The following is a 14,307-nucleotide window of genomic DNA, read 5'->3' as shown; positions in this document are numbered from 1 at the left end:
GAGTGCAAAGTGATGCATATGCATATTTTTGAAGGAGCACGGCATCTATCTAATAGTGAATGGGTTATTCGAGCTATCATAGCATACATATTTTTAATATTAGTTGCGAAAGCGATGGGGCAAAGGTCCATCGCACAACTTCGTTTTTTAGATGTCGTATTAGTATTATTGCTTGGTGGGAATATTTCTAACGCATTATCTGATGAAAAAGTGGGGTTACTCGGCTCGATGATTACAACGTTCATACTCGTTGTACTTCACATTATAAGCTCAGTCTTAATGTTGAAATGGGATAGATGGAGACGCTTTTTAGAGCCAGCACCTATTATTCTTATACATAATGGTTCCATTGATTTTAGCAATTTGAAAAAAGCGAGAATTACGGTGGAATATTTATTTTCGGAACTTCGTATGCGAAATGTGAGCGATATTCAAACGATTAAATTAGCATTGTGGGAAGCGAATGGTGTTGTTTCTATATTTCAGTATCCAGAATATGAAGCAGTTTCGCGGCTTGATCTGAAAGTGGCGGGAAGAAGATCTCCAGTTTCTTTTGTACTAGTAAAGGATGGGAGGATTCAGCAAGATGTTCTAGCTTTAGTAGGAAAAACAGAAGAGTGGGCGAGAGAATTTCTAGAGAAGAGTGCAGAAGTCGAATCCATTATGTTAGCTACAGTAGATGAAGCGCATAAAATAAATGTTTTGTTAAAAAAATGAAAAATATACGCATTTTGTCGTTTCATACATATGATACAATAGTGTGGACAACGAAAAAGGAGGGATACGATGGGATATGTAGAGGAGTTACGAAAAGTAGTTGGTCATCGCCCTTTAATTTTAGTTGGTGCTGTTGTACTCGTTATAAATGAAAGTGGATATGTATTATTACAGCAAAGAACAGAGCCTTACGGAAAATGGGGGTTGCCTGGCGGGCTAATGGAGCTTGGTGAATCACCAGAAGAAACAGCTTACCGTGAAGTATATGAAGAGACAGGAATAGAAGTAAAGAACCTCCGATTAATCAATGTATTTTCTGGAGCGAACTATTTTTCAAAATTAACAAACGGTGATGAGTTTCAATCCGTAACGACAGCCTATTATACCGATGAATACGAAGGGAACTTTGTTATGAATAAAGAAGAAGCGGTTCAGCTTACATTCTTCCCGGTAACAGAGCTACCTGATTATATTGTAGGATCGCATAAAAAAATGATTGGTGAATATATGAAAATTATGGGAAATAAGATATAATATAATGAAGGAGATACAAAAACACAGTTCTGGTCGGTAGTCCAGACGCATGATTTTATGTCAGTAACCTTCCCCTCCGGGATGTCCAGTATTTCTAATTTTTTTAAAGGAGGGGCTGTCAATGGATTTGACAGTATATCACGATGGTCAATTTTTCGTAGGAATTATTACGCATAAAGAAAAAGGGAAATTGTATGGAGCAAGATATATTTTTGGAATGGAACCTTCAGATGAAGAAGTACTTATATTTGTGAATGGTCCAATGTTAGCATATTTCCAGCACGTTGCAAAATGCAGTGTGGAAGTGAAAGAAAAACAGCGTCCCAAAAATATAAAACGTATCATACGACAAGCGGCAAAAGAAGTAAATGTAAAACGTTTTACTAAGGCACAAGAAGCGATTAGTTTATCTTATGAATTGTATAAACAAGAAAAGAAAGTGCAGTCTAAAGAGAAGCGAGAAGCTGAAAAACAAAGAAGACGTTTAATTAAAGTACAAAAAGCAAAGCAAAAGCATCGTGGCCATTAAAAAAAGGTGTTAGAGCAAGGGCTCTAACACCTTTTCTATGCCGAAATACAAGTAAACTTACTTGTATTTCATAAACATTAACTGGTAAGATACAAATAGGTAGAATTAGAGGAGGGAAAAGATTGATTAATTTTAACTTTTTTATGAATGATGTTGTCCGTCAAGCGCGTGAAGAGATTGTCTCTGCGGGATATACAGAATTGACGACACCAGAAGCAGTCGAAGAAGCATTTAAAAGAAATGGTACAACACTTGTAATGGTAAACTCTGTATGTGGTTGTGCAGGTGGCATTGCTCGTCCTGCTGCTGCACATTCCGTACATTATGATAAACGCCCTAACCACCTTGTAACGGTATTTGCGGGTCAAGATAAAGAAGCAACAGCAAGAGCTCGTGAATATTTTGAAGGATATCCACCTTCATCTCCATCATTTGCGTTATTGAAAGATGGAAAAATTGTAACGATGGTAGAACGTCATGAAATTGAAGGTCATGAACCAATGCAAGTAATTGCAAAACTACAATCTTATTTCGAAGATAATTGCGAAGAACTATAAGGAAGAGAAAAAGGCGGTACGTCCACAATCAAGTGGGTGTACCGCCTTTTTTATTTAGTTTTTAAAATAATTAAACATGCAGGGAGTTGTTATTTTATGCATGTTTTTATGCATTAACAACAGCTTTAATACTGTTTTTATATTTATTTTTATTTTATATATTGCATAAAAATTAAAGTGCTGATACAATACAAACATCGAATAAATATTCTATTAAACTTTTAAATATACATTATTAGGGGGAAGAAAGATGAAGAAGTTATTATCAATATCGTTTGCACTTATTTTAATTGTAAGTATGTTCAGTGCTTGTAGTAATGGGGAAGAAAAGGCTACGGGAAAAAATAAAAAAGTACTCGTTATGGGGACTTCAGCAGACTATAAACCGTATGAATACGTGGAAGCTTCAAAAAGTGATGAAATTATCGGCTTTGATGTTGATATTGCCAAATATATCGGAAAAGAACTTGGATACGAAGTGAAAGTGAAAGACATGGATTTCGGCGGATTATTAGCATCTCTTAATTCAGGAAAAGTTGATTTCGTTATGGCGGGTATGACGCCAACTGCAGAGCGTAAAAATAATGCTGATTTCACAGATATATATTTTGTTGCAAAAAATATGATCGTTTCAAAAAAGGGCTCTAATATTAAATCGTTAGAAGATTTAAAAGGGAAAAAAGTAGGAGTACAAACAGGATCAATTCAAGAAGAAAAGGCAAAAGAATTTCAGAAACAAGTCGATTTCAAAGCTGAGGGACGTGACCGTATACCAGAAATCGTACAAGAAATTAAAGCTGGTCGTTTTGACGCTGCAATTATAGAAGACACAGTTGCAAAAAATTATTTAGAAAAAATGAAAGAACTACAAGGAATTGAAATTCAAGAAGCACCAGAAGAAGTAGGTGCAGCAATTGCTCTTCCGAAAAATAGTGATAAAACAGAAGAATTTAATAAAGTAATTAAGAAAATGCAAGAAAATGGAGAAATGGATAAATTAGTGAAGAAATGGTTTGGCAGCGGAAAATAAGCTGCCTTTCACTTTTCTGTGAGGGGAATGAAAAGGATGAATCTAGATTTTTCGGCAATTACGCCTTCAATACCATATATATTAAAGGGATTAGAAGTTACATTGAAAATTGTAGCTGCATCAGCTGTGGTAGGATTTATTTTAGGAACGTTATTAGCACTTTGCAAAATTGCTAGAATACGAGTATTAAATATTGCAGCAGATATTTATACGTCAATATTTCGTGGCACACCGCTAGTATTACAATTAATGATTATTTATTTCGGTGTTCCGCAAATGATGGGTTATGAGATACCAGCCTTTTTAGCAGCTGTACTTGCATTTAGCTTAAATTCAGGTGCATATATGTCAGAAGTAATTCGTGCCGGCATTCAAGCAGTCGATAAAGGACAAACAGAAGCAGCAATGGCTTTAGGTATTCCGTACAGTAAAATGATGAGAAATATTATTTTTCCTCAAGCTTTAAAAAATATATTACCAGCACTTGTGAATGAGTTTGCGACACTTACGAAAGAGTCGGCTGTAGTAACCGTAATAGGAGCGACTGATTTAATGCGCCGTGCTTATATTGTAGGTGGTGAAACATTTAAATATCTTGAGCCATTACTTTTTGTTGGACTTATTTATTATATATTAGTAATTATTCTTACATTAGTCGGGAAAGCCATTGAAGGGAGAATGAAGAAAAGTGATTAAAATTGACAACCTTCATAAATCATTTGGGAAAAATGAAGTATTAAAAGGAATTACAACAACGATTGAGAAAGGAGAGGTTGTTGCAATTATTGGACCGTCTGGATCTGGAAAGTCAACGTTTTTACGCTGTATGAATGTATTAGAAGCGCCGACAGATGGTCACATTTGGATTGGAACGGAAGAAGTAACGAATCCGAAAACAAATATTATGCACGTTCGTGAAAATGTCGGAATGGTATTTCAACATTTTCACTTATTCCCTCATATGACTGTATTAGAAAATATTACGTATGCTCCTATCAATGTAAAAGAAGTAACGAAGCAAGAAGCTGAAAAAAAAGCTGAGAAACTTCTAGAAAAAGTGGGGTTATTAGATAAGAAAGATGCATATCCAAATCGTCTTTCAGGAGGACAAAAGCAACGTGTAGCAATTGCAAGAGCGTTAGCGATGGAACCGGAAGTTATGTTATTTGATGAACCGACCTCTGCGCTAGATCCAGAAATGGTGAAAGAAGTGTTAGAAGTTATGAAATCATTAGTTACGACAGGAATGACGATGGCAATCGTTACACATGAAATGGGATTTGCAAAAGAAGTAGCAGACCGTGTTCTCTTTTTAGATGGTGGAAAGCTCGTAGAAGATAGTAATCCGGAAGAGTTTTTTACAGCACCAAAAAGTGACCGTGCAAAAGAATTTTTGCAAAAGATATTGTAATATGTGAAGGGTACGTGAATAATAGGTAGAAAAGGATGACATTGCGTCATCCTTTTTTTATAATAACTGTAAATAAGTTTATACCATATAGGAGCATTAAACAGTAGTCAAAAAAGTAAACCATCATAGACATATGTATTAAAATGTAATTATGAACGAGTATATGTTGAAAGAATTTTTGGGAATAATTCATATGTCTATTGAAACATTGAAAAGATGGGATAATTCAGGTGTTTTAACTGCTTATCGAAATCAAAAAAATAAATGAAAAACGATCTCCACAAGAAGAACTTGTTCAAGATTTGCTATCTATCATTCATGTATGTAGTCGTAGGATATATGATTGAGAAAATACAAAAAATGTCGAGGGATAAAGAGATATGAGAAGAGCATATTTTATAGAGATAAAACCGACAAATGAACAAATAATCAAGATCAATCAAACAATTGGAGTGTGTAGGTACGTTTACAATCTGTATCTCTCCAAAAACAAAGAGATGTATGAATCAGAGGGAAAGTTTTTGAGTGGATATGATTTTTCTAAATGGCTAAACAATGTCTATACAAAAGAATGTAGCCAATGGATTAAAAAGGTATCTAGTAAAGCGGTAAAACAGGCAATTATGAATGGAGATAAAGCTTTTAAAAGATTTTTTAAGGGTTTATCTGGATTTCCACGTTATAAGAAAAAGAAGAATCAAGATGTGAAATGCTATTTTCCTAAAAACAACAAAACAGATTGGACAGTAGAAAGACATAGGGTAAAAGTCCCAACGATTGGTTGGATGAGGTTAAAAGAATATGGGCATATCCCCAAAAATGCGATTGTAAAAAGTGGAACGATAGGTAAAAGAGCAGGAAGATATTTTGTGTCTGTGCTTTGCAAATGGGAAGAAGCAGGAACGAAGCCAATACTCAATCAAACAGGTGTAGGGATTGATTTGGGGGTGAAGGATTTTGCTATACGTAGCGACGGTATCGTTCATGAAAACATTAATAAAACAATACAAGTAAAAAAGATAGAAAAACGCTTAAAACGTGAGCAACGTTCTTTATCGCGTAAATTTGAAAATATAAAAAAGAGAGGTGAACAATCTGTTACTAACAAAAGAGCGAATATAGATAAAAATATTCTTAGGGTGCAAAAACTACATGCCAGGCTAGCAAATATTCGATTAGCGTATGTAAAGTCTATTGTAAATGATGTGGTGAAAACCAAGCCAACGTTTATTACAGTGGAAGATTTGAATGTGAAAGGTATGATGAAGAATAAACATCTATCTAAAGCAGTTGCTAAGCAGTGCTTTTATACATTTAAAACATGGTTATTTACGAAATGTAAGGAATATGGAATTGAACTACGTCAAGTAGACAGGTTCTATCCATCTTCAAAGCTATGTTCATGTTGCGGTCAAAAGAAAACGAATATAAAGCTATCTGACCGAGTATATACATGTGAATGTGGAAATGTAATGGATAGAGATTTGAACGCGTCAATCAACCTTTTACAAGCAAAAAAATATACAATACTAACGTGAATAGATTGTATATATGTACGGTGGGCTACATCGGAATTTACGCCTGTGGAGTGTTAGATCAAACTGTAGTAGCGAGTTAGTGGTGAGACAGGACACATAGAAGCAGGAATACTCTAAGAATATACATTTGTCTATATTTTTTGTAGCAGTAATGATATGTTTAAAATTGGATACCGTACAGTGAAAACAGCACTTGGAACGGGTGTGGCAGTTTTTATTGCTCAGTTATTAGGATTAGAATTTTATAGTTCAGCTGGTATTTTAGTCATTTTATGTGTGCAAAATACGAAACGAAAATCCGTTCAAGTATCGTTGCACCGTTTTTTAGCTTGCGTATTATCGATGGTATTCGCGTTTTGTATTTTTGAAACGATTGGCTATACACCACTTGCGATTAGCGTATTACTGCTTACCTTTATTCCGACTGCAGTTATGTGCAAAATTCAAGAAGGCATTGTCACAAGTTCAGTTATCGTTATGCATCTGTACTCATTAAAGCAAATTACATGGTCTATAGTTGGTAATGAAATTGCTATATTAACGATTGGAATTAGTGTCGCTTTATTAGTAAACATGTACATGCCAAGCAGTGAGGATAAACTGAAAGAGTATCAAGGAAAAATAGAAGAGCATTTCAGAACGATTTTGTTTGAAATGGTCGTTTATTTAAGGAATCGAGATAGTAATTGGAGTGGGGCCGAATTAATTGAAACAGAAATGATGCTGAAAGAAGCGAAAGATTTATCATTTAAAAAACTTGAGAATGAATTTATGCGTGAAGATGACTATTATTATCGGTATTTTGATATGCGTATGCAACAATTTGAAATTTTGGAGCGCATGATACCATTAGCTGCATCACTATCTTGGACGTATGAACAAGCTGATATGATTGCAGACGTAATTGAAAATATAGGGAATTCTATTCGACCTGAAAGTACAGGGGTCATTTCGTTAAGACAACTTCAAGAAATGCGAGAAGTATTTAGAGAAATGCCTTTACCAGTCTCGCGAGAAGAATTTGAAATACGTGCAAAACTCGTTCAACTTGTTTATGAAATGGAGCAATATTTACTCATTAAAAGTCGTTTTAAGGGAAAGGATAATATAAAAGAACTTATTTAGAAGGTAGGAACTATATATGCCGTATCTTCTTTCTTTAGTATTATGTCTTTCTCTATCACCGATCTGGCCTCTTGGTGATAACCCACGTGCTGGAGATCCTTTTATAATTGTAAATAAAGCAACGAATAAACTAGCTTATATCGATGATGGGAAGATCCAAAAGGTTTTTCCAGTAGCGACAGGGAAAACAAATGAATTAACCCCAGAAGGGACCTTTGACATTGTATTGAAGGCGAAGGATCCCTATTATATTGCGAAGGATATTCCTGGGGGCTCTCCAAAAAATCCACTTGGATCGAGGTGGATGGGATTTAATGCAAGAGGAACGGATGGAAGTAAGTATGGGATACACGGGACAAACCAGCCTAGTTCAATTGGAAAATATATTTCGCAAGGATGTATAAGAATGAAGAAACATGATGTGGAATATTTGTTTGATCGTATTCCAATTGGAACGAAAGTATCGATTGTGAAATCGAAAAAAACATTTCAGCAATTGGCGAAGGAAAAAGGGGCCATAGTATTTGGAAAAGTCAACGAAACGGTTGGCTTTTTCTTTTATTATAAGTTGTCTTGACATGTGTACATAACCATGCATTAATGAGAATATATAAAGATAATTGAGTAAAGGGGTTGCTCATATGTATTTAAATCCAAAAATTTCTTACATGCAGTTTTGTGTTGGTTTTCTATTTGTTATTACATTCATATTGGCAACTTTTAATATATGTTCTTACGTTGTAGCGATTGTATTTATGGCATTACTCAATCTTACTTTTGTTATTGGGGCATTTCAGCAGAAACAATATACAAGTTTTGTAATAGCACTTGTAATGGCCTTTTCCTTTAGCATTGTAGCAATTGTAATATATATAAAATAAAATGTTCATTACAAGATAGACTATCTCGATTTCGAGATGGTCTATTTTGTATGTGTAAGCAGTAAAAAAAGGACGAGTGAATCGTCCTTTTTACCAAAACATACTTGCGCCAGTAAGTAATGTTGTTACAAGCATAGAAATTAGCATTATATAAACCATAATTTTTTGAGCTTTTTTATGCATCGTTAAACCTCCTTGCAAATCAGTACAATTTCATTGTAACGAGAAATGAAATTGTGGACAAGGGGAGAGAAAGGACAAAATTCGGGAAGGGGGTGCAAAATATTACAGGGAATTTGAGCATACGTAGAGAATATGTTAAAAGATAGATTATTAATTTTTTTTATGCAAGCTGAAGAATGGAGATACAATGATGAAAATATACGAGACAGATCGTTTACATTTAAGAGAAATTGATGAGTCGTATGCGGAAAAAGTTCTTCAATATTACGATAGAAATCGTGAATTTTTAAAAGCGTGGGAAGAGTATAGACCGGAGGGGTTTTTCACGTTAGATTATCAAAAGAAAAAGTTACAAAAGGATAGAAAAGAGTTCGCGGAAGGCAAGATTATCAGGCTTTGGATTTTTAAAAAGGGTGATGATACAAAAATTATTGGATGTATTTCATTTAATCTAATTGTTCGCGGAATTTATCAATCTTGTGTACTCGGTTATAAATTAGATAAGGAAGAATTGAATAAAGGTTACACAACAGAAGCGCTTAGAAAAGCAATTCAAGTTACCTTTGAAGAATTTCATTTACATCGTATAGAAGCACCAATTATGCCACGAAATTTAGCATCTATACAAGTAGTGACGAAGATAGGATTTCAATATGAAGGTGTATCTCGAAAAATGCTAATGGTAAATGGCATCTGGGAAGATCATATGCGCTGGGTATTGTTAAACGAGTAATAGAAGGCAGATGGGTATCTAGATGTGTTAACCATCTGTTTTTTGTCTTGTATTTCGAAACTTTTGCGAAATTCTGTTATAATTAATGTTGTTACATACATAATGGTAGTGCAGGAGGCGCAGTCTTATGATTAATCAAGAACGTTTAGTAAATGAATTTATGGAGTTAGTACAAGTAGATTCTGAAACAAAATTTGAAGCAGAAATTTGCAAAGTGTTAACAGAGAAATTTACTGCTTTAGGTGTAGAAGTATTTGAGGATGACACGATGGGTGTGACTGGTCATGGTGCAGGTAACTTAATTTGTACTTTACCAGCAACAAAAGACGGTGTTGATACAATTTATTTCACTTCTCATATGGATACAGTAGTTCCTGGTAATGGAATTAAGCCTTCTATTAAAGATGGATATATCGTATCAGATGGTACTACAATTTTAGGAGCCGATGACAAAGCTGGATTAGCATCTATGTTTGAAGCAATTCGTGTCTTAAAAGAGAAAAACATTCCTCATGGTAAAATTGAATTTATTATTACAGTTGGAGAAGAATCTGGTCTTATTGGCGCAAAAGCGTTAGATCGCGAGCGCATTACAGCAAAATATGGTTATGCATTAGATAGTGATGGAAAAGTTGGTGAAATTGTAGTTGCAGCGCCAACACAAGCGAAAGTGAATGCGATTATTCGCGGGAAAACAGCTCATGCTGGCGTAGCACCAGAAAAAGGTGTATCTGCAATTACTATCGCAGCAAAAGCAATCGCAAAGATGCCACTTGGTCGTATCGATTCTGAAACAACTGCAAATATTGGACGTTTTGAAGGTGGTACACAAACAAATATCGTTTGCGATCATGTTCAAATCTTTGCAGAAGCTCGTTCTTTAATAAATGAGAAAATGGAAGCACAAGTTGCAAAAATGAAAGAAGCATTTGAAACAACTGCAAAAGAAATGGGTGGTCATGCAGACGTTGAAGTAAACGTTATGTATCCAGGATTTAAGTTTGCTGCTGGCGATCACGTTGTAGAAGTTGCGAAACGTGCAGCTGAAAACATTGGTCGTACGCCTTCTCTTCACCAAAGTGGTGGCGGAAGTGATGCGAACGTAATCGCAGGACATGGTATCCCAACAGTTAACTTAGCAGTTGGTTATGAAGAAATTCATACAACAAATGAAAAAATTCCTGTTGAAGAATTAGCGAAAACAGCAGAATTAGTTGTAGCTATTATCGAAGAAGTAGCGAAGTAAGTAATAAAGTCAAAAAGACGTGTGAACCAATTATGGTTTACACGTCTTTTTTTATTTTGATTCAATTGCTTTCACGAGGCGGATAAGCCAATATAAGAAGACCCACGGAAGTACATAAGTTGTTGCAAAACGTATGAAATGAGAGAAGATTCCTAAAGCGTAAATGTTAATGTTAAAAAGGGGAAGTAACAAATAATTAATCGCAAGGATTACTATAATAATAATAAATACATAATTGAGTTTATTATGTTGTTTCATAACGATTCACCTCCTTTACAATAATATCCATTTGTTACGTACAGTATAGCAAAAAATAGATAGAGAAAAGCCAATAATTATTATAACGTGTAAAGAAATTTGATATAATGAAGGAACAAATGTTCTTTAAGGGGTGAGTAGTATGCGAGAAATGTATCCGAAAAATGGACGTGTTATTTTACATGTAGATATGAATTGTTTTTTCGCATCTGTCGAAATTGCTCATGACCCATCATTACAAGGAAAGCCATTAGCGATTGCGGGGAATGAAAAAGAGAGAAAAGGGATTATCATAACATGTAGTTATGAGGCGAGAGAATATGGAATACGTACGACGATGCCTCTATGGGAAGCGAAGCGATTATGCCCGCAATTAGTTGTGAGGCACCCTAATTTTACATTATATCGAGAAGCTTCATTTCAAATGTTTCAAATTCTTTCCCGTTTTACAGAAAAAATACAACCGTTTTCTATAGATGAAGGGTATTTAGATATTACAGATTGCTATGCGCTCGGTTCGCCTCTTGAAATAGCGAAGATGGTTCAACAAGCGTTACTAACAGAGTTACAGCTTCCATGTAGCATTGGGATTGCCCCAAACCTTTTCCTAGCAAAGACTGCTTCAGATATGAAAAAACCTCTTGGAATTACAGTACTTCGAAAACGTGATATCCCAGAAATTATTTGGCCACGATCAGTTGCAGAGATGCATGGAATCGGAGAGAAAACAGCTGAAAAACTAAAAGACATTCATATACATACAATTGAACAGTTAGCAAAAGGAGACGAGCATATCATTCGCGCTAAAATTGGAAAGCACGGTGTTGATTTACAAAAACGTGCAAAAGGTATGGATGACAGGGAAGTTGATCCGAATCAAATGGGACAACATAAAAGCGTTGGAAATTCGATGACTTTCTCAAAGGATATGGACGAAGAAAAAGAATTACTTGATATGTTAGAAAGATTATCGAAATCAGTAAGCAAAAGGCTACAAAAACGAACTCTCGTTAGTTATAACATTCAAATTATGATTAAATACCATGATCGTCGCACGGTAACACGGAGTAAACAATTGAAAAATGCAATATGGGAAGAACGGGTTATTTTCCAAGCAGCATCACGTTTATGGAAGCAACACTGGGATGGTGATTCTGTTCGTCTGTTAGGTGTTACAGCTACTGAATTAGAGTGGAAGACAGAATCAGTGAAACAGTTAGATTTGTTTTCATTCGAAGAAGATGCGAAAGAGGAGCCGTTACTTGCTGTTATTGATCAAATTAATGAAAAGTATGGAACACCTCTTTTACAGAGAGGTAGTCAATTATTGCGTAAGCAAGAAAAGTCGTTTCAGCAAAAATTAGAAAATAAGTTTATGTAGAAGGTTTTAGAGATTTAAACCCTTCTTTTTTAGATGGAAGAGAGGATCCAGCCATTCGATGTCTCCATTGTCTTTCCATTCCGATGCAAGCTCCTACAATAATTGCTATAAATAACCTTAATACGATGTCATACCATATCATCATGGTTACCTCCATACATATAAGTACATGTTATATTTTTTGAGAATGAGTGAGAAATACCCACTCATTCTCATTTTTACAACCAGCTGTGGAATTTTTTAATATAAAGCTTTTTCAGGAATTGTGTTAAGAAAGCATAACCTAATAATATTCCTATGAGCCACGGGAAGTAGCTTAGTGGTAATGCTTGTAAACCAATTGCTGCACCAAGTGGTGAGAATGGAATGTAAATTCCGATTGCCATAATACAAGCGGTTAATATAAGAACTGGTATTGATGCTGTACTTTGAATGAACGGAATTTTCTGTGTTCTAATCATATGGACAATTAATGTTTGAGTTAGCAACCCAACGACAAACCAACCAGATTGGAATAGCGATTGTTCTCCAGGTGTATTTGCACCGAACACATTCCACATGACAACGAATGTGATAATATCGAATATAGAGCTAATTGGACCGATGCAAATAATGAAGTTACGCAAGTTTGCAGTATCCCATTTTCTAGGCTTCTCTAGAAATTCCTTATCCATTTTATCCCATGGAATTGAAAGCTGTGAAATATCATAAAGTAAGTTTTGAATTAAGAGATGAATTGCAAGCATCGGTAAAAATGGAATGAAAGCACTTGCCACTAATACACTAAATACATTTCCAAAGTTAGAGCTAGCTGTCATTTTTATATATTTTAAAATATTGCCGAAAGTAGTGCGTCCTTCTAAAATACCTGCTTCTAATATAGTTAAACTTTTTTCAAGTAAAATAATATCGGAAGATTCTTTTGCAATGTCAGTAGCAGTATCAACAGATATTCCAACATCAGCATCACGTAGTGCAACGGCATCGTTAATACCATCCCCCATATAACCTACAGTATGACCATTACCTTGCAATACGCGAATGATGCGGGACTTTTGCATTGGATTTAGTTTTGCGAACACTGTTGTTTCTTCTGCCAGTGTTGCTAATGTTTTATCTGGTAAAGAATCAATTTCGTAACCGAGGACAGGTTCGCCTATATTTAATCCCACTTCTTTACAAACTTTTTTTGTAACAATTTCGTTATCGCCTGTTAAGATTTTCACTTGTACGCCATGTTTTTGCAATGCTTGAATTGCAGAAGCAGCAGATGGTTTAGGTGGATCTAAAAAGCCGATATATCCAGTAAGGATCATAGCGGATTCATCTTGTACTGCATAAGCTTTATGATAAGGTTTGTTATCGTTCTTGTATGCTACAGCGATGACACGCATTCCTTCACTATTTAAAGTTTCGCTAAGATGTTTTACATTTACTCTCATTTCTTCAGTGAGAGGGACAATTTGTCCATCAACTTCAGTGTAGTTACAAATTGATAAAATTTCTTCTACGGCACCTTTACAAACCATTGTATGTTCACCTAAAATATTTTTCACGATGACAGACATGCGACGCCGAGCAAAATCGAATGGAATTTCATCTAGCTTTTGAAAAGCTGATGGATCAAATTTATGGTTCTCCTCTGTATGTTCAATATCTTTTTAATCTATTTTTTTTTGAAAAATCAAATAGATTTATGATGGCTATATAGTAGGAAATAAGCGGAGTTTTTTGAAATAAGGCGGGAAAATAAATACTTTAATGAACATAAATAAAAAGCACTGATTACAGTGCTTTTTATTATAGATTATGAGATTGTAGGATTTTCAAAAATAACAATTTCTGAGTTACTTGTTGTTGAAACGCGTTGTGCGTAATATGTTAAAGCTGAAGAAATATATGTTGGTAACGTCTCATTTGTATGTGATGTTGTATATTCATGGATTAATTCTTTTAAAGTCGTCCATTCTAATTGTGCTGGGTGATCAGAAACGAAAGAACTTACCCAGCGATCAAATGAAGATGAAAAATCAGTTTGTAAACGAAATACTTCTTTCATAATAAAACGCTCCCTTAAAATGTAGTACAATCATTTTACCACAAAATACGAACGATATCTAAATTTTTTAAGTATAACGTTCGTGTTATATAGTTGTCTAGATGATTGGTTATACAAATTCAATT

At 34.9% G+C, this 14,307-nt stretch carries 18 protein-coding genes and 2 pseudogenes; 15 read left to right on the top strand and 5 right to left on the bottom strand.

Annotation, left to right across the window (positions count from 1 at the left end):
* Positions 1–12 precede the first annotated feature (12 nt).
* The 12 genes and pseudogenes from SB773_RS05230 to SB773_RS05180 all read left to right on the top strand — a co-directional run bounded on the left by SB773_RS05230 (position 13) and on the right by SB773_RS05180 (position 8,322).
* A complete protein-coding gene (locus SB773_RS05230) occupies positions 13–717 on the top strand; it encodes a DUF421 domain-containing protein (protein WP_044442653.1) in 705 nt (234 codons plus the stop codon).
* Between the two features lie 69 nt (positions 718–786).
* Positions 787–1,251, top strand: coding sequence for an NUDIX hydrolase (locus tag SB773_RS05225; protein ID WP_410588893.1), 465 nt, complete (start codon positions 787–789; stop codon positions 1,249–1,251).
* A 121-nt stretch (positions 1,252–1,372) separates the two neighbouring features.
* Positions 1,373–1,780, top strand: coding sequence for a YjdF family protein (locus tag SB773_RS05220; protein ID WP_410588891.1), 408 nt, complete (start codon positions 1,373–1,375; stop codon positions 1,778–1,780).
* A 143-nt stretch (positions 1,781–1,923) separates the two neighbouring features.
* On the top strand, positions 1,924–2,337 hold the full coding sequence (locus SB773_RS05215) for a BrxA/BrxB family bacilliredoxin (RefSeq protein WP_002015097.1): 414 nt from the start codon (positions 1,924–1,926) through the stop codon (positions 2,335–2,337).
* Between the two features lie 250 nt (positions 2,338–2,587).
* Positions 2,588–3,367 carry a transporter substrate-binding domain-containing protein gene (locus SB773_RS05210; protein WP_002192550.1) on the top strand — a complete coding sequence of 260 codons (780 nt, stop codon included), beginning with the start codon at positions 2,588–2,590 and terminating at the stop codon, positions 3,365–3,367.
* A 36-nt stretch (positions 3,368–3,403) separates the two neighbouring features.
* Positions 3,404–4,063 carry an amino acid ABC transporter permease gene (locus SB773_RS05205; RefSeq protein WP_002067073.1) on the top strand — a complete coding sequence of 220 codons (660 nt, stop codon included), beginning with the start codon at positions 3,404–3,406 and terminating at the stop codon, positions 4,061–4,063.
* Positions 4,056–4,778, top strand: a complete 723-nt coding sequence (locus SB773_RS05200; RefSeq protein ID WP_002088545.1) for an amino acid ABC transporter ATP-binding protein — start codon at positions 4,056–4,058, stop codon at positions 4,776–4,778. The genes SB773_RS05205 and SB773_RS05200 overlap by 8 nt, the downstream gene beginning before the upstream one ends.
* A 263-nt stretch (positions 4,779–5,041) precedes the next feature.
* Positions 5,042–5,125, top strand: a pseudogene (locus SB773_RS35345) (IS607 family transposase); the annotation flags it as partial.
* A 33-nt stretch (positions 5,126–5,158) separates the two neighbouring features.
* Complete coding sequence (locus tag SB773_RS05195) at positions 5,159–6,316, top strand: RNA-guided endonuclease InsQ/TnpB family protein (RefSeq protein WP_410588888.1); 1,158 nt, start codon at positions 5,159–5,161, stop codon at positions 6,314–6,316.
* A gap of 156 nt (positions 6,317–6,472) precedes the next feature.
* Positions 6,473–7,441 carry an aromatic acid exporter family protein gene (locus SB773_RS05190; RefSeq protein ID WP_131246367.1) on the top strand — a complete coding sequence of 323 codons (969 nt, stop codon included), beginning with the start codon at positions 6,473–6,475 and terminating at the stop codon, positions 7,439–7,441.
* A gap of 16 nt (positions 7,442–7,457) precedes the next feature.
* A complete protein-coding gene (locus SB773_RS05185; RefSeq protein WP_002067076.1) occupies positions 7,458–8,018 on the top strand; it encodes a L,D-transpeptidase in 561 nt (186 codons plus the stop codon).
* A gap of 64 nt (positions 8,019–8,082) precedes the next feature.
* A complete protein-coding gene (locus SB773_RS05180) occupies positions 8,083–8,322 on the top strand; it encodes a DUF3894 domain-containing protein (RefSeq protein WP_002088543.1) in 240 nt (79 codons plus the stop codon).
* Positions 8,323–8,412: 90 nt separating this feature from the next.
* Here the strand turns inward: SB773_RS05180 and prli42 are convergent, their stop codons facing one another.
* Positions 8,413–8,505 carry a stressosome-associated protein Prli42 gene (prli42, locus tag SB773_RS05175; RefSeq protein ID WP_000549036.1) on the bottom strand — a complete coding sequence of 31 codons (93 nt, stop codon included), beginning with the start codon at positions 8,503–8,505 and terminating at the stop codon, positions 8,413–8,415.
* 187 nt (positions 8,506–8,692) lie between these two features.
* Here prli42 and SB773_RS05170 point away from each other — a divergent pair, with 187 nt between their 5' ends.
* On the top strand, positions 8,693–9,238 hold the full coding sequence (locus SB773_RS05170) for a GNAT family N-acetyltransferase (RefSeq protein ID WP_044442662.1): 546 nt from the start codon (positions 8,693–8,695) through the stop codon (positions 9,236–9,238).
* Positions 9,239–9,365: 127 nt separating this feature from the next.
* Complete coding sequence (locus SB773_RS05165; RefSeq protein ID WP_002015107.1) at positions 9,366–10,484, top strand: tripeptidase T; 1,119 nt, start codon at positions 9,366–9,368, stop codon at positions 10,482–10,484.
* A gap of 51 nt (positions 10,485–10,535) precedes the next feature.
* Here the strand turns inward: SB773_RS05165 and SB773_RS05160 are convergent, their stop codons facing one another.
* The gene (locus tag SB773_RS05160) at positions 10,536–10,742 is read right to left on the bottom strand and encodes a hypothetical protein (protein ID WP_002129020.1); all 207 of its coding nucleotides are present in this window, start codon (positions 10,740–10,742) and stop codon (positions 10,536–10,538) included.
* 142 nt (positions 10,743–10,884) lie between these two features.
* Between SB773_RS05160 and SB773_RS05155 the strand changes: the two genes are divergently transcribed.
* Positions 10,885–12,123, top strand: a complete 1,239-nt coding sequence (locus SB773_RS05155) for a DNA polymerase IV (protein ID WP_410588883.1) — start codon at positions 10,885–10,887, stop codon at positions 12,121–12,123.
* Here the strand turns inward: SB773_RS05155 and SB773_RS05150 are convergent.
* The 3 genes and pseudogenes from SB773_RS05150 to SB773_RS05140 form a co-directional block, all read right to left on the bottom strand.
* The gene (locus SB773_RS05150; RefSeq protein WP_162014387.1) at positions 12,116–12,265 is read right to left on the bottom strand and encodes a hypothetical protein; all 150 of its coding nucleotides are present in this window, start codon (positions 12,263–12,265) and stop codon (positions 12,116–12,118) included. The two genes, SB773_RS05155 and SB773_RS05150, sit on opposite strands and share 8 nt — an antisense overlap.
* A gap of 76 nt (positions 12,266–12,341) precedes the next feature.
* A pseudogene (gene mgtA, locus SB773_RS05145) lies at positions 12,342–13,778 on the bottom strand (magnesium-translocating P-type ATPase); the annotation flags it as partial.
* Positions 13,779–13,930: 152 nt separating this feature from the next.
* Positions 13,931–14,182, bottom strand: a complete 252-nt coding sequence (locus SB773_RS05140) for a DUF3932 family protein (protein WP_000665712.1) — start codon at positions 14,180–14,182, stop codon at positions 13,931–13,933.
* Positions 14,183–14,307 lie beyond the last annotated feature (125 nt).

The organism is Bacillus sp. SIMBA_074, from assembly GCF_046534555.1.
In the GTDB taxonomy this organism is placed as follows: Bacteria; Bacillota; Bacilli; order Bacillales; family Bacillaceae_G; genus Bacillus_A; species Bacillus_A mycoides.
The sequence above is the reverse complement of the archived record's forward strand: the minus strand, read 5'-3'. Positions and strand labels throughout refer to the sequence as shown.